Annotated in this window: 18 protein-coding genes and 1 tRNA gene; 5 read left to right on the forward strand and 14 right to left on the reverse strand. The window is 64.7% G+C overall.

From position 1 onward, the window contains the following. Window positions 1-11: 11 nt before the first annotated feature. From F3N42_RS04735 to F3N42_RS04770, 8 genes are all read right to left on the reverse strand, one after another. A complete protein-coding gene (locus F3N42_RS04735; protein ID WP_150863244.1) occupies window positions 12-836 on the reverse strand; it encodes a CPBP family intramembrane glutamic endopeptidase in 825 nt (274 codons plus the stop codon). 8 nt (window positions 837-844) lie between these two features. Further along, window positions 845-1,267 carry an MAPEG family protein gene (locus F3N42_RS04740; RefSeq protein WP_150863245.1) on the reverse strand — a complete coding sequence of 141 codons (423 nt, stop codon included), beginning with the start codon at window positions 1,265-1,267 and terminating at the stop codon, window positions 845-847. Further along, window positions 1,264-1,581: a hypothetical protein gene (locus F3N42_RS04745; RefSeq protein WP_224784712.1), complete on the reverse strand. Its 318-nt coding sequence runs from the start codon at window positions 1,579-1,581 to the stop codon at window positions 1,264-1,266. Before F3N42_RS04745 ends, F3N42_RS04740 begins: the two co-directional genes overlap by 4 nt. 53 nt (window positions 1,582-1,634) lie before the next feature. Next, window positions 1,635-2,177, reverse strand: a complete 543-nt coding sequence (locus F3N42_RS04750) for a hypothetical protein (protein WP_150863246.1) — start codon at window positions 2,175-2,177, stop codon at window positions 1,635-1,637. A gap of 146 nt (window positions 2,178-2,323) precedes the next feature. Next, entirely contained in the window at window positions 2,324-2,614 is a 291-nt protein-coding gene (locus F3N42_RS04755) for a HigA family addiction module antitoxin (RefSeq protein WP_150863247.1), read from the reverse strand. Next, complete coding sequence (locus F3N42_RS04760; protein ID WP_150863248.1) at window positions 2,614-2,892, reverse strand: type II toxin-antitoxin system RelE/ParE family toxin; 279 nt, start codon at window positions 2,890-2,892, stop codon at window positions 2,614-2,616. The genes F3N42_RS04755 and F3N42_RS04760 overlap by 1 nt, the downstream gene beginning before the upstream one ends. Window positions 2,893-2,948: 56 nt before the next feature. After that, window positions 2,949-3,383, reverse strand: a complete 435-nt coding sequence (locus F3N42_RS04765) for a hypothetical protein (RefSeq protein WP_150863249.1) — start codon at window positions 3,381-3,383, stop codon at window positions 2,949-2,951. 137 nt (window positions 3,384-3,520) lie between these two features. Continuing rightward, window positions 3,521-3,596: transfer RNA gene (locus F3N42_RS04770), tRNA-Thr, on the reverse strand. Between the two features lie 168 nt (window positions 3,597-3,764). On the opposite strand from F3N42_RS04770, the gene F3N42_RS04775 reads away from it, so the two are divergent. Genes F3N42_RS04775 through F3N42_RS04790 form a run of 4 tightly spaced genes read left to right on the forward strand, consistent with a single transcriptional unit; the run spans window position 3,765 to window position 6,029 of the window. Beyond that, entirely contained in the window at window positions 3,765-4,229 is a 465-nt protein-coding gene (locus tag F3N42_RS04775; RefSeq protein WP_150863250.1) for a prepilin-type N-terminal cleavage/methylation domain-containing protein, read from the forward strand. Next, window positions 4,226-4,957, forward strand: a complete 732-nt coding sequence (locus F3N42_RS04780; RefSeq protein ID WP_150863541.1) for a PilW family protein — start codon at window positions 4,226-4,228, stop codon at window positions 4,955-4,957. Before F3N42_RS04775 ends, F3N42_RS04780 begins: the two co-directional genes overlap by 4 nt. Beyond that, entirely contained in the window at window positions 4,957-5,625 is a 669-nt protein-coding gene (locus F3N42_RS04785; protein ID WP_150863251.1) for a pilus assembly PilX family protein, read from the forward strand. Before F3N42_RS04780 ends, F3N42_RS04785 begins: the two co-directional genes overlap by 1 nt. Beyond that, window positions 5,622-6,029: a type IV pilin protein gene (locus F3N42_RS04790; protein ID WP_191621237.1), complete on the forward strand. Its 408-nt coding sequence runs from the start codon at window positions 5,622-5,624 to the stop codon at window positions 6,027-6,029. Before F3N42_RS04785 ends, F3N42_RS04790 begins: the two co-directional genes overlap by 4 nt. A gap of 20 nt (window positions 6,030-6,049) precedes the next feature. On the opposite strand, the gene ispH is transcribed toward F3N42_RS04790, so the two are convergent. The 5 genes from ispH to murJ are packed head-to-tail and all read right to left on the reverse strand — an operon-like array spanning window position 6,050 to window position 12,859. Then, entirely contained in the window at window positions 6,050-7,003 is a 954-nt protein-coding gene (gene ispH / locus F3N42_RS04795) for a 4-hydroxy-3-methylbut-2-enyl diphosphate reductase (RefSeq protein ID WP_150863252.1), read from the reverse strand. 10 nt (window positions 7,004-7,013) lie between these two features. Continuing rightward, a complete protein-coding gene (lspA, locus tag F3N42_RS04800; RefSeq protein ID WP_224784714.1) occupies window positions 7,014-7,502 on the reverse strand; it encodes a signal peptidase II in 489 nt (162 codons plus the stop codon). Next, window positions 7,502-10,309: an isoleucine--tRNA ligase gene (ileS, locus tag F3N42_RS04805; protein WP_150863253.1), complete on the reverse strand. Its 2,808-nt coding sequence runs from the start codon at window positions 10,307-10,309 to the stop codon at window positions 7,502-7,504. Before ileS ends, lspA begins: the two co-directional genes overlap by 1 nt. Before the next feature lie 4 nt (window positions 10,310-10,313). After that, on the reverse strand, window positions 10,314-11,249 hold the full coding sequence (locus tag F3N42_RS04810) for a bifunctional riboflavin kinase/FAD synthetase (protein ID WP_150863254.1): 936 nt from the start codon (window positions 11,247-11,249) through the stop codon (window positions 10,314-10,316). A gap of 50 nt (window positions 11,250-11,299) precedes the next feature. Beyond that, the gene (gene murJ, locus F3N42_RS04815) at window positions 11,300-12,859 is read right to left on the reverse strand and encodes a murein biosynthesis integral membrane protein MurJ (protein WP_150863255.1); all 1,560 of its coding nucleotides are present in this window, start codon (window positions 12,857-12,859) and stop codon (window positions 11,300-11,302) included. A gap of 113 nt (window positions 12,860-12,972) precedes the next feature. Between murJ and rpsT the strand changes: the two genes are divergently transcribed. Next, on the forward strand, window positions 12,973-13,233 hold the full coding sequence (gene rpsT / locus F3N42_RS04820; protein WP_150863256.1) for a 30S ribosomal protein S20: 261 nt from the start codon (window positions 12,973-12,975) through the stop codon (window positions 13,231-13,233). 158 nt (window positions 13,234-13,391) lie between these two features. Here the strand turns inward: rpsT and obgE are convergent, their stop codons facing one another. Then, window positions 13,392-14,510, reverse strand: a complete 1,119-nt coding sequence (obgE, locus tag F3N42_RS04825) for a GTPase ObgE (RefSeq protein ID WP_150863257.1) — start codon at window positions 14,508-14,510, stop codon at window positions 13,392-13,394. Between the last annotated feature and the right edge of the window lie 19 nt (window positions 14,511-14,529).

The raw sequence follows: 14,529 nt of genomic DNA on the forward strand, positions 1-14,529 counted from the left end.
GCCCTGCTCACTCATGCCCCACGGGATCTCCGCCGGTGCACGATCCAGAAAACCATCGTCAGCGACACGAAAATCACCAGGTAACTGATGGTGCCCACCATTTGCGTCCGCGCCAGCGCGTCGTCGTCAATGACCATGCTCAGCAGGCCCGCTTCGGACCGGTTGCCGGCGGACCACCCCGCAAAATTCCAGGCGGCATGAAGGCCGATGGGCATGGCGATGCCCCGCGTGGCCACCGCACTCATCCCCCATAGCAGGCCGCCCGGAATCACACCCAGCAGAATCGTCTGCAGGCTCCAGCCATAGAGCAGGTGACTCAGGCCGAAAACCACGGCGGTGACGATCACCGCCCACCACGTCCCCATGCCCTCTTCCAGGCGCTGCAGTGCATAGCCGCGAAAACCGATCTCTTCCATGCAGGATGTCGCCAGGAACCGGGCGAAAAAGATGATGACGACCATGGCGCCCACACCCGGCACCACCTCGAAACGGACGGGGCCGGCAAACAGTGAGACGATCAGCACGTGGACGCCGAAGGAAACGACGCCAATCAGCAGCCCCAGCGAGAGGTTGCCCCATGCCGCCCGGCTCACCGCCAGGCCGGGGTCTTTGCCGCCTGGCGCGTCTTTCTTTATGAAGAACCTCGTCAACACGATGAGGCCGGCGCTGCTGATGAAGCCCCAGGCCGTCAGCTGCCAGACTTCAGAGCGAATCAGCAGCGCAGTGGCGAAACCCACCGCCAGGGTAATGGCGACATACCCGGCCCAGAACAGCAAAACGGGGAGAAGGCCGGATGTTCGATTTGAACGGGTAATGCCTTCGTTGGGTGACGTCATGCGTGCGGTCAGACCAGCGTGACGGCGCACAAACCCAGCAGACCGATATTGGCCAGCGAGCCGAGCATGAAGAAATACGACCTGGGACTGGGGTTTTTCTCCGTCGCAATGGCGTAGTACAGCGCCATGTGGGCGATTCTCGCCGCGGCGAAGACCCAGATGAATACACCGGTCCACAACGCGCTTGCGCCCACCAGGATGGCCAGAAAAGACGCACCCAGCATCGCCGGTAAATTCTCCAGCGAATTCATAAAGGTACGGTGGGCCCTGAAGACAAAGGACGAGTGACTGAGGGACGGATCAATCTTCCCGGGGATGGCGCCCTCCCGCAACGCCTTCGAGCCACTGGCCACGAGCCATTGGACCAGCAGGACGAGGAGCACGACGAACAGCCCCCAGAATGCACTTGTGTATTGGTCGAGGTTGATCATGGTGGTGCTCCAGTTTCAGAAAAAGAAAACGTACCCCAGGTCGACACATCGGTGTCGAGATCGATAACCGTGTAATCCTCGGTTTTACCCCTGGCGCAGGCAAACAGGGAATCTTCATCGTGCATCAGGTAAAGGGAAACCTGTGCCGGCAGTTCAAACTTTGTGGCTGCTTGCCATTCATCTTTGTCACAACGGCCGTCGAACAGGGGGGATTTGTTGGTCTGGTTTATGGCGATGGTTTCGGCAGCATTGGCATCGGCCGCAGCGGTTAACAGGGCGGCACTCAACAAAAGCAATGGCGATAACGTTTTCAATGGATTACTCCGTAGATTCAGAGCCCAGTCATACAAACCTCAGCGGACGTTTTCTACCCAGTGAATCGGGCAAGAAAGATCCAGGCAATGTTGACGATGCAGAACCAGAGCGCATACAGCCGATCGAACCATGCTTTTCGCAGATAGATGCCCAGTCCAGCTAACACGCCGAAGTGAACCATCATGGGCAGGTACCACCAGGGGGCTAATTCGCCATCGCGCAGATAAATGACCACCGGCTCTACAGCGCAGTAGAGAATCATCACGGCAAAAAACTTGCCTCGTATTTCATCAAATGAAGGCAGCTCAGAAGCCCTCAAGGGGCTGAGAATCACCGCTTTGACGTAAAACAGAGAGATGTAAAAGCACAGCAGAAGAAACTCGATGACTGTCCACGGCTCGTACGTTTGCCAGCGAAACGTCGACCACCAAATCGTAATGAGAAGCACGGTAACGCCAAAGGAGAATGCGACGTGAGCAACATCAAGCCGGCCGTTCGGATCTTTCGGCGGACGCGTCATGCCAGCCAGAAGCTGGGCCAGTGCGAGACCCGCGATAATGGAAATCAGGACGAATATGAATTCAAACTGGGACAAGAAGGGCTCGCTTGTTGCTCATAACTGACCGCGTTGGTACAAAAGTCGACTTTGGGTGCCAGCAGCCATGCCGACTAAAGTCTGAATTAAACAGCGGCCGCGAAGTTGACGTCTTAGCAGCCCCTGGCTGCGTTTCACATGGATTGTTACGCCGCAAACTCAACTTGCCGCACACCATCAAGTTTTGCGTGACGCTTTGCCTGCCACAGATCATAGGCGTCCTGCATGGCCAACCAACTTTCCGGCGAGCGCCCGAGAGACTTGGACAGCCGCAGCGCCATCTCCGGACTCACCCCGCTCTTTCCGGTGATGATGCGGTTGAGCGTGGATGGTGAGACAGCCAACTTGTCCGCCAATGCACGGGCGCTGAGTTCAAACGGCTCCAGGTAAACCGAGCGGATAAACTCTCCAGGATGTGGTGGGTTGTGCATGGCCATCAGTGATAATCCTTGTAGTCCAAAACGTAAGCATTTCCGTCACGAAACTCGAACGTGATACGCCAATTGCCGCTTACAGACACCGACCAACGCCCTTTCAACCGGCCTTTTAGCGGATGCAGTTTGAAGCCCGGAACATCCATATCTCCGATTTCCAGACTGGTTTCCAATGCCGAAAGAATCATTCGGAGCCGGATTTTGTGACCGGACTGAACGCCCGCCACGCTGCCCGTTTCATAGAACTTCCTAAGGCCCTTGTGCCGGAATGACTTGATCACATGCTCATGATAGCGCGTTGCGCATCACGCAACAACTTGCTGCATAACCTTCTGAACTAACCGGCGCCAGCGTCGCTGGCATTAGGGTCCAGTGGCTTTCTATGCCGTTGCAGCAGCAACACTCCCAGAGGCAACAATGTGACGACGACCAAGGTGTTGAAGTCCAATAGCACGCTCAATATGTCGCGCGCCTGGGAGCCCGTGAGCGAATACAGAAGCGATAGCACAGCCCCAAATACTGCCGCTTCAAACGCAGCGCCGCGTACAAACCTAATGAGTGCGAAGCCGATGGCCAACGCTAAAAGCAAGCAAGGCAGCCACACGACCCCGGCGTTCCAAAGGAACAAGGCGGTTCGCTCGTTACCCTCTGCAAACCCGGCGTACCATTCAGGCCAGGCAAACGCGAGACTTCGTTCCAGCGTGACAGTGACGAGCCAGGAATACAGGGCGCCCGCAAACAGGCCTCCAATGATCCAATGTAGTTTCTTCATGACTGCATGATAACGGACAAGCGCCATCCGGCTGAAATGGGCAAACCGGAGATCGAGGCGTTTTGACTTAACTGGCTGTTAAGCGCGGGGTGCGCTGGGCGCGCGATCGCCGCTGGACTGAAGGACTTGGGGAAAAATGGTGCCGGATAGGTGATTCGAACACCTGACCTACGCATTACGAATGCGCCGCTCTACCAACTGAGCTAATCCGGCTCCGGGAAGGGCGCAGAGTATAGGCAAATCAGGGCCTTCAGACAACATCGGCGCGGCAATTTCCTACACTTTTTTGAGGTGGTTTGCGGTATCGGTGGCGGCCGGGCCTGGGGACACTGTCTACACGCGGGATGGTCCCGCGTCTGAGCATTCAACAGGGGACGTGTCATGACTGGCCATCGGGGATTCAGCCTGGTCGAAGTGTTGATCGCCATCACGGTGATGTCGGTTGGCCTGGCCGCACTGGCGCGTCTTTCCCTGGTGGGCATTGCCGATACCGGTGGCGCCCGGGCGCATTCACAGGCGGTTGGCCTGGCGTCCGAGGCTGCCGAATTGCTGCGGTTTGGTGCCGCCGGCTACGACGACTGGAACGGCGGCGGAACAGCGCCTTCCTCCTGTGGCCTGGGATCGCCCTGCCCGCCTGCGTCCTTCACCCGTAATTTCGCCGCCGACTGGGCACTGCGCGTTGCGGATCGGCTTCCAGGCGGCCTGGGGGCCGTCTGCCGTGACGCCAGCCCGGGCGACGGGGATCCGTCCGATGCCGCCTGTGATGGCACCGGCCGCTACGTGGTCAAGGTGCTGTGGCGCTCTCCGGCCGGCACGCCGATGCGACACGTGGTGGTGCTGCCATGACGGCGCGCGGCTTCACCCTGGTCGAGTTGTTGGTGGCAATGGCCATTGGTGCGCTGGTCACCACCAGCCTGGTGCGGGTCACCCAATCCGTGGGCGGGGCCTGGCGGGTGCAGGACGAAACCGCCCGGTTGCACGAGCACGCGCGGCTCGCGGTGCGGACGCTGCTCGGCCCTGTCGGCGGCGCCGGCTACCAGCCGGACCCCTGGTCCGGACCGTTACCGGCGGTCACGGCGGGCAGTGCCGACGAGTTCAATGCCCATGGTGACCGTCTCGAGGTCCAGCGGCGTTCTCCGCGCAACTGCTACGGCAGCGATAACCCGGTGGCGGGCCCGGGTGGCGGGCCGGCGCACTATCTCGAAATCAACCGCTTTCATGTCAGGGACGGGAGCCTGGTGCGGCAGTGCCGTTACGGCGCGGACTCATCGTCGCTGACGACACAGATCAACAACCTCGGCGTGGTCGAGCACGTGGACAACTTCCAGGTGCTGTACGCCGAGGACACGGATGCGGATGGCGTTGCCAACCGCTGGGTCAGGGCTGGCCAATGGCAGGAAGAAAGCCGGATATTGGGGGTGCGGTTTGCCTTCCTGCTGGCCAGCCCCGGTCCTTTATTCGCGGACCACGGTGGTGCCCACGACCTTTTGGGCACCACGGTCAACGCGGCTGATGACGGGCACGCCCGTGTCGTCAGCCATGCGGCGGTTGCCATCGCCGGGCGGGTGCAGTGATGCGGCGGCCGGGTCATGCGCTGCCGCGGCAATCGGGTGTAGCCTTGGTGCTCTGCGTGCTGTTGCTGGCGTCTCTGTCATTGGTCGCCATGGCGGGGGCCGGTGACAGCCAGGTTCAGGTGCGGGTCGCGGCCAACCTGTCTGCCGAGCGGGCCGCGTTGCGGGCCGCGAAATCCGCGCTCAGCTGGGCAGAGCAATGGCTGCACGGCCTGGACGGGACGAGCCGGCCGCCGGCCTGCGGCTCGAACTGCGCCGGCGGCCCGCCAGTTCATCCGGCCAATGATCTGCCACCCTTGCTGGAGTACCAGCCGGAAAGCTGGTGGCTGAGTCATGCGCGGGCCGATGGCAGCGATCCCATCACCGGTGGCACGCTGGCTGACCGCGCGCCGGACCGGGGGCCGGTCGGGCGCTGGCTAGTGGAGGAACTGCACCATGCCGCCGCCGGCACCACCGCGGGGCAGCCCGAGATCACCTACTACCGTGTCACCGCCCGTGCCACGCCCTACCCTTCAGGCACGCCGGTGGTCATCGAAAGCATCATCGCGCGTCCATGGGGTGACGCCAGCTGGCGGGACGCGTTTCCGGATACGTGGCCCGCACCGGGTTACTGCCTGGGGCTGGCGCAGCCCACCCATTGCGGCCGTATGGCCTGGCGACGACGGTTGTGAAACGCCCTGGCCGTGCGCGTGGCTTCACCCTGGTCGAAGTGATCATCGCGGTGGCGATCGTGGCCATCCTGCTTTCACTGGCAGCGCCCAGCTACCTTCGTCACGGCCTGCGCGCGCACCGCGCCGATGCGCTGGGCGTGCTGATGGTAACGGCGGCTTGCCAGGAGCGGCTGCGGGCGATTGACGGCCACTACGACACCGGGCAGTGCCAGCCGGCATCCAGCGCCCGCTACCAGTTCAACTACGCGGGCGCGTCGGCCGGGGCCAGCGATGGCTACACGCTGCGGGCGACCCCGCAGGGCGCGCAGCGCCGCGATAGCTGTGGGGCCCTGTCACTCTCGCATGATGGCGCACGCAGTGCAGATGGTCGCCTGGGGACAGTGAAATGCTGGAACGCGCTTTAGCGCGCGTGATTCGGCTGCGCTCAGGCGCGCAGTTGCAGGCGCAGTTCCCTTGGTAGGGCAAATTCCAGGTTTTCCGGGATCCCATCGATTTCCTCGGCGGCGCCGGCACCGGCTTCACGCAGGCGCGCGATCACGCCCTGTACCAGGCCCTCGGGCGCCGAGGCACCGGCGGTAACGCCAACGGCCTTTACACCGTCCAGCCACTCGTCGCGGACATCATCAGCGCCGTCAACCAGGTAGGCCGGGATGCCCTGCTTCTCCGCCAGTTCGCGCAGGCGGTTGGAGTTCGAACTGTTAACCGAACCCACCACCAGCACCAGGTCAACCTGCTGCGCCAACGTGCGAACGGCGTCTTGGCGGTTCTGCGTGGCGTAGCAGATGTCGTCACGGCGGGGCCCGACGATCTGCGGAAACGTGTCGCGCAAGGCGGCGATAATCGCCTGGGTGTCGTCCACTGACAGCGTGGTCTGGGTCACGTAGGCCACGTTGTCCGGGTGGGCGATCTCCAGCGTGGCCACGTCCTCTACGGATTCCACCAGGTAGATCTGGTTGTCGCCGGCGGCGTCGTCGGACCACTGGCCCATGGTGCCTTCCACCTCGGGGTGGCCGGCGTGGCCGATCAGCACCACGCCCAGGCCGGCGCGGCAGTGGCGGGCCACCTCCATGTGCACCTTGGTGACCAGCGGACAGGTGGCATCGAATACCTTCAGGCCACGGGAGGCGGCGTTCTCACGCACGCGCTGGCTGACGCCGTGGGCGCTGAAAATCACGGTCTGGTCATCCGGCACGGCGCTGAGTTCATCGACGAAGACGGCGCCCTTGGCGCGCAGGTCGTCGACGACGAAACGGTTGTGTACCACTTCGTGGCGCACGTAAATGGGCGGGCCAAACAGTTCCAGCGCGCGCTCGACGATCTCGATGGCGCGGTCGACGCCGGCGCAGAATCCGCGCGGGTTGGCGAGTAGCAGTTTCATCGTGTTCGGCTCATTTCTCGCGGCTGAAGAAGGCATCCAGGAGCAGGATAATAATACCGCAGGTGATGGCCGAATCGGCCAGGTTGAATGCTGGCCAGTGCCAGCCGGCCACGTGGACATCAATAAAATCAACCACGTAGCCCAGTCGGACCCGGTCAACCAGGTTGCCGATAGCACCGCCCATGACCAGGCCCAGGGCCAGGCCCAGGCGCCATTCGCCGCGTTGCAGGCGCAGCATCCAGACCAGCAACACCACGGTAATCACCACGGCCAGGCCGGTGAACAACCAGCGCTGCCAGCCGCCGGCATTGGCCAGCAGGCTGAATGCGGCGCCGGTGTTGTGCGCCAGCGTCATGTTCAGCCACGAGAACACTTCCACCGGCCGGTACATGTCCAGCGACTGCACGGCGATGTGCTTGGTCCACAGGTCCAGCACCACGATCACGGCCGCCAGCGCCAGCCAGCCGAACACGGCCGGGTTACGGTTCTGCTTCGCCATCAGCCGACCCGGCGAACCTCGCCCTCACCGTCAACGTTCTCGACGCAGCGGCCGCACAGCTCCGGGTGTTCGGCATGGCTGCCGACATCCGCGCGCTGGTGCCAGCAGCGTACGCACTTGGCGTTGCCGGAGGCACTCACGGCAACCGCGACCTTGCCGCCGTCCAGCGACACGCGCTCCAGGTCGGCCGGCGCGTCGGCCAGCGGCGCCAGTTCGGCACCGGAGGTGATCAGGACGAAGCGCAGTTCGTCACCCAGCGAGGCCAGCGCGTCGTAGGCGTCGCCCTCGGCATACACGGTGACCTCGCTGGCCAGCGAGGAACCTACGTCGCCGGCCTTGCGCAGGGCCTCGATTCCCCGGCTGACCACTTCGCGCGCGGCGATCACGTGGCGCCAGCGCTCACGGTCGTCGTCGTCGTCCAGCGTGAACAGGCCGTCGTACCAGGTGGCCAGGAACACGCTGTCCTCGCGTACGCCCGGCAGTTCCGCCCAGATCTCGGACGCGGTGAAACTGACCACCGGCGCAATCCAGCGGACCAGCGCTTCGAGAATGTGCTGCATGGCCGTCTGCGCCGAACGGCGCGGCAGGCTGTCGCGGCCGGTGGTGTACAGGCGGTCCTTGATGATGTCCAGGTAGAACGCGCCCAGGTCGACGGCGCAGAAGTGATGCACCTTCTGGTAAATCTGCAGGAACTCGTAGTCCTCGTAGGCCTGTTCGATCTCGGCCTGCAGCCTTGCGGCACGGTCGACCGCCCAGCGGTCCAGCGGCAGCATGTCTTCCGGCGCCAGCGCCAGGCGCGGCTCGAAGCCGTCCAGGTTGCCCAGCAGGAAGCGCGCCGTGTTGCGCGTGCGGCGATAGGCATCGGCCACGCGGTTCAGGATCTCGTTGGAGACCGACATTTCCTGCCGGTAATCGGCCGCGGCCACCCACAGGCGCAGGATGTCCGCGCCCAGCGTGTTGATCACGTCCTGCGGCGCCACCACGTTGCCGACGGACTTGGACATCTTGCGGCCGTCGGCATCCACGGTGAAACCGTGGGTCAGTACCTGGCGGTACGGCGCCTCGCCGTGCATGGCTACCGAGGTCAACAGCGACGAATGGAACCAGCCGCGATGCTGGTCGGAGCCTTCCAGGTACAGGTCGGCCGGCCGGCTCAGCGCCGGGTTCTCGTCCAGCACACAGCGGTGGGTGACGCCCGAATCAAACCAGACATCCAGGATGTCCGTGACCTTCTGGTAGCGCGCGGGGTCGACACCCAGGCGCTCGAAAATATCGTCTTCGTACCAGCAGTCGACGCCTTCGGCCTCGATCATGTCCGCGGCGGCCGCCATCAGCGCCGGGGTATCCGGGTGCAGCGCGCCATCTTTCGCGTCCACGAACAGTGTGATCGGCACGCCCCAGGTCCGCTGGCGCGAGATGCACCAGTCCGGGCGGCCGGCAATCATGTTGTGGATGCGGTCCCTGCCCCAGCCGGGCACCCAGCGCACGGTGTCGATGGCCGCCAGCGCGTCGTCGCGCAGGCCTTCCTTCTCCATCGACACGAACCACTGCGGCGTAACCCGGAACGCGGTCGGCGACTTGTGCCGCCAGCAGTGCGGATAGCTGTGGTGGAAGGCCTCGTGGTGCAGCAGCACGCCGTTGGTCTCGAGCAGGTCGATGATGAACGCGTTGGCCTTCCAGACGAACTGCCCGCCCACCAGCGGCGTGTCCTCGCCATAGACGCCGTTCGGCCCCACCGGGTTGGTGACCGGCAGGTCGTATTCACGGCCAACCGCGAAGTCCTCCTCACCATGGCCGGGCGCCGTATGCACAGCGCCGGTACCGGCGTCGGTGGTCACGTGCTCGCCCAGTACCACGGGCACATCGCGGTCGTAGAACGGGTGGGCCAGGCGCTGGTGCTCCAGCGCGGCACCGGCCGCCTCGCCCAGGACCTGCATGTTGTCCAGGCCCACCCGCTCCGCCACGGTGGCCGCAAGGTCCGCGGCCAGCACCAGCGCCACGCGACGTCCGCGCCAGTCGCCGGCGACCAGCTGGTAGGCCAGTTCGGCATTCAGCGCCACGGCCTGGTTGGCCGGCAGCGTCCACGGCGTGGTGGTCCAGATGGGGATGCCGACATCGCCGTCGAAAGCTTCGACGCCAAAAGCGCCCAGCACAGCGGTCGGGTCGTCAGCCGTGAACAGCACGTCGATGGCCGGGGACTCACGGTCCTGGTACTCGATCTCGGCCTCGGCCAGCGCCGAACCGCAGTCGAAACACCAGTTGACCGGCTTGGCGCCCTGGGTGACGTGGCCGCGGGCGACGATCTCCGCCAGCGCGCGCACCATGTCGGCCTCGAATTTGAAATCCAGCGTCAGGTACGGGTTGTCCCAGTCGCCCAGCACGCCCAGGCGCTTGAACCCTTCGCGCTGGCGATCAACCTGCCGGGTCGCGTACTTGCGGCATTCGGCGCGGAATGTGCGCGCGTCGACCTTCTGGCCGACCTTGCCCACCTTCTTCTCCACCTGCAGTTCGATCGGCAGGCCATGACAATCCCAGCCCGGCACATACGGCGAGTGAAAGCCGGCCAGCAGGCGCGACTTGACGACGATGTCCTTCAACACCTTGTTGACCGCGTGGCCAATGTGGATGTCGCCGTTGGCGTACGGCGGTCCGTCGTGCAGGATCCACGTCGGACGATCGGCGGTGGCGGCCTGGATGCGCTCGTACAGGCCCGCCTGCTGCTCCAGCATCTTCGGCTCGCGCTGCGCCAGGTTGGCCTTCATCGGGAACGCCGTGCGCGGTAGGTTGATCGTCGCTTTGTAATCCATCGTCTCAGTCTTCCGGGGTCGCCGCCGCCAGGATGGCGCGCGCCCTGTCTTCATCGTTGTTCATCTGCGCCGTCAACGCGGCCAGGTCATCAAAATTCCGTTCTTCGCGGATCCATTCCACGAAACGTGTCTCCAGGCGCTGCCCGTAGAGGTCACCGTCGAAATCAAACAGGTGCACCTCCAGCAGCGCCTCGCCACCACCCACCGCCGGCCGGTGGCCCAGGCTCGCGACGCCGGGCCGCCACGGACCGCCAGCAACGCGCGCGTGGACGGCGTAAATACCCGCCAGTGGGCTGCCGCCGCGGGGCGGCCGCACATTGGCGGTCGGGTAGCCCAGCTTGCGGCCCAGTTGCCGGCCGCGAATGACGCGACCACACAGCGTGTACCGACGCCCCAGCGCGGCTGCGGCCTGGTCGAACCGGCCCGCGGTCAACGCGGCGCGGACGACGGTGCTCGACACGGTCTGGCCGTCGACCTGTACCGGCGCCAGTGCCTCGACGCCAAAACCGTGCGCCCGGCCCAGTTCACGCAGGCGATCGAAATCGCCTTCACGGCCGCAGCCGAAGCGGAAGTCATGGCCGATCACCACGTGGGTGGCGGCCAGGCCCTGCACCAGCACCCGGGTGACAAAATCATCCGCGCCCAGCGCGGCCGATCGACCATTAAAACGCATCACCCAGGCCAGGTCCACGCCCGCGGACTGCAGCAGCGCCAGCTTCTGCGCGGGGCCGGCCAGGCGCGGCGGCGCCGTGTCCGGGCTGAACCACGCACGTGGCAGCGGCTCGAAGGTCACCACCGCCACCCGGCCGCTTTCACCGGCCACCTGTCGGCAACGGCGGATCAGCGCCTGGTGCCCCAGGTGGACGCCGTCAAAGTTGCCGATGGTGACGACCGTCGGGCCGTCGGGCCCGGGGTCGGGCGGGTCCCGGAAGAAGCGCATACTGTGGGTGTCCCGCTGGGTTTCCAAGGTTGCGGATTATAGCAATGTCGTCAATGGCTGCCGCGGCTGAAATGCCCGGGCCGCAGGCCGCAGGCCAGGGCCGCAAGCCCATAGGCCGCGGCACCGGCCAGGATCACCCACGCCAGCTGTCCGGCCCGCGCCGGCGCCTTCAACGTGGCCCAGCTGTCCACCGGCGGCGCCAGCCAGGCCAGCACGGCGACCATCGCCGCGCAGGCGAGCACCACGCCCAGCAACACGCGCGTCCAGCCCGGCACCGGCGTGTACACCCCGGCCCGGCGCAGGCCGCGGAACAGCAGGCTGGCGTTCAGTACCGCCGAGGCCGAACTGGCCGCCGCCAGGCCGGCATGCGGGCCGACGAACCCCCACCACAGCAAGCCGCCGACGAAGGCCAGGTTGAGCACCACGTTTACGCCCATGGACAGCAGGCTGTAACGCACCGGCGTGCGGGTGTCCTGGCGCGCGTAAAAACCGGGCGCAAGTACCTTTACGGCGATGAAGGCCGGCAGGCCCACGGAATAGGCCACCAGGCTGATCCTCGCCATGCCGACGTCCTCGGCACTGAACGCGCCATACTGGAACAGCGTCGACAGGATCGGCCCCGCCAGCACCACCAGACCCACCGCCGCCGGCAGCGTGATCAGCATGGCCAGCCGCAGGGCCCAGTCCAGCGTGTCAGAAAACGCCTCGGCGCTCCTGGCCGCGTGCTTGCGTGACAGGTTGGGCAGGATCACGGTGGCCAGCGCCACGCCGAACACCCCCAGCGGAAACTCCAGCAGGCGATCCGAGTAGTACAGCCAGGACACGCTGCCGGTGACCAGGAAGGTGGCGATCACGCTGTCGATAAGCAGGTTTACCTGCGCGGCGGACGAGCCGATCAGCGTGGGCACCATCAGCTTCAGCACCCGGGTCACGCCCGGCTGGCCCCAGCCCCAGCGCGGCCGCGGCAGCAAGCCCAGGCGCATCAGCGCCGGCACCTGGAACAGCAACTGCAGCACGCCCGCCAGCAACACACCCCAGGCCAGCGCCATCACCGGCACGGCCAGGTGCCCGGACAGGAACACGGCGCAGCCAATCAGCGACAGGTTCAGCAAAATGGGCGTCAGCGCCGGCACCAGGAAGCGCTCGAAGCTGTTCAGGATGCCGCCCGCCAGTGCCACCAGCGACACCAGCAGGATGTATGGGAAGGTGATGCGCAGCATGTCCGCCGACAGCGCGAACTCGGGCCGGCCCTCCAGCCACCAGCCCGGCGCGAACAGCCCCAGCACCAGCGGCGCCGCCAGCACGCCGATGGCTGTGAGCACGACCAGGAACGACGCCAGCGCGCCGGTGACGTTGTCGATAAAGCGCTTCAGCTGGCGGCGGTCGCCCTGCTCTCTCAGTTCGGACAGCACCGGCACGAAGGCCAGCGAAAACGAGCCCTCGGCAAACAGCCGGCGCATGAAATTGGGAATCTTGAAGGCGAGAAAAAACGCGTCGGTCTCGCCGCTGGCGCCAAACCACCGGGCCAGCACCACGTCGCGCAGGAAACCCAGTATTCGCGAGGCGATGGTCGCGCCCCCGACCGTGGCGGTCGATCTGAGCAATTTCAAACGGTTAGGACCCCATGGTTATTTTGGCCGCGGACACAAAAAAGTTTGACCTCGCGCGTAAAAACCGTGATAATTCGCGGCTTGATTTTTACACCTGAATTCTGGAGACCACCTTGGCTAACAGTCTATCAGCACGCAAACGTGCACGTCAGGCCGAGAAGCATCGCCTGCGGAACGCCAGCCAGCGCTCCGCCATGCGTACGGCCATGAAGAAAGTTAACGCGGCCATCGAAGCTGGCGACAAGGCAGCAGCCGAGACGGCTTACAAATCCGCTGTGCCCGCTATCGACAAGGGCGTCAGCAAAGGCCTGATTCATAAGAACAAGGCCGCGCGTCACAAGTCACGCCTGAACGCCCAGATCCGGGCGCTCTGAGCGCTGCCGGGCGCCCGCCCGATTAACGCTTAAGAAGAAGAATAAGGGAAAGCCCCGCCGTGAGCGGGGCTTTTTCGTGGCTTTTTGGTGACGTGTTTCGGGTGACGCGTGACGCGTGACGCGTGACGCGTGACGCGTGACGCGTGACGCGACAGAGCTTACTCGTCGGAGAAGAGGTCATCGCTGAAACCGGGGCCTTGGTCCGCGTTGGAGGCCTGGGCGGCTTCTGCTTCGGCTTCGGCCTGGGCCCGGGCCTGGGCTTCGTCTTCGGCGATCTGCTCTAGGGTCACCATCACGCGCTGCACCAGGTCGCGGGTGCCGTGGCCGGTGGCCGATGAGATCACGGCCCACTCACCGCTGTAGTCGAGTTCTTCCATCACGAATTTCGCCAACTCTTCGGCCTCGCCCTCCGGCAGCAGGTCGGCCTTGCTGAAGACCAGCCAGCGCGGCTTGTCGGCCAGCGTGTCGTCGTAGCGCTGCAGTTCTTTTTCCAGTTCACGCACCGATTCGGCCGGGTCCTTCTGGTCCATCGGCGCCAGGTCAACCAGGTGCAGCAGCAGGCGGGTGCGACCCAGGTGCTTGAGGAACTGGATGCCCAGGCCGGCGCCGTCGGCGGCGCCCTCGATCAGGCCGGGGATGTCAGCAATGACGAAGTTCTGGTCAACACCAATCGACACCACGCCCAGGTTCGGGTGCAGCGTGGTGAAGGGGTAATCCGCCACCTTGGGCCGCGCGGCGGAGACCGCGCTGATCAGCGATGACTTGCCGGCATTGGGAAAGCCCAGCAGACCGACATCGGCCAGCACCTTCAGCTCCAGGTGCAGGTCGCGCGCCTCGCCGGCTGAGCCCGGCACGGTCTTGCGCGGCGCGCGGTTGGTCGAACTCTTGAAGTGCACGTTGCCCAGGCCGCCCTGCCCGCCCTTGGCCACCACCAGCGTTTGCTCGTGGTCAGTGACTTCGCCCAGCACCGCTTCGGCCTCGACATCGGTCACCACGGTGCCCAACGGCACCTTGATCACCAGGTCTTCACCACTCTTGCCGGTCATCTGCCGGCCGCTGCCGCCCTCACCCTTCTGGGCCCTGAACAGGCGTTTATGGCGGAAGTCCACCAGCGTGTTCAGCCCCGAATCACCCAGCAGGATGACGCTGCCGCCACGGCCGCCATCGCCGCCGTCGGGGCCGCCGAATTGCACGTACTTCTCACGCCGGAACGAGGCGGAGCCATCGCCGCCCTTGCCGGCTTCGACCCTGATGGTGGCTTCGTCTACAAACTTCATGGTGAATGTCCTACAGAAA

Source organism: Marinihelvus fidelis (genome assembly GCF_008725655.1).
In the GTDB taxonomy this organism is placed as follows: domain Bacteria; phylum Pseudomonadota; class Gammaproteobacteria; order Xanthomonadales; family SZUA-36; genus Marinihelvus; species Marinihelvus fidelis.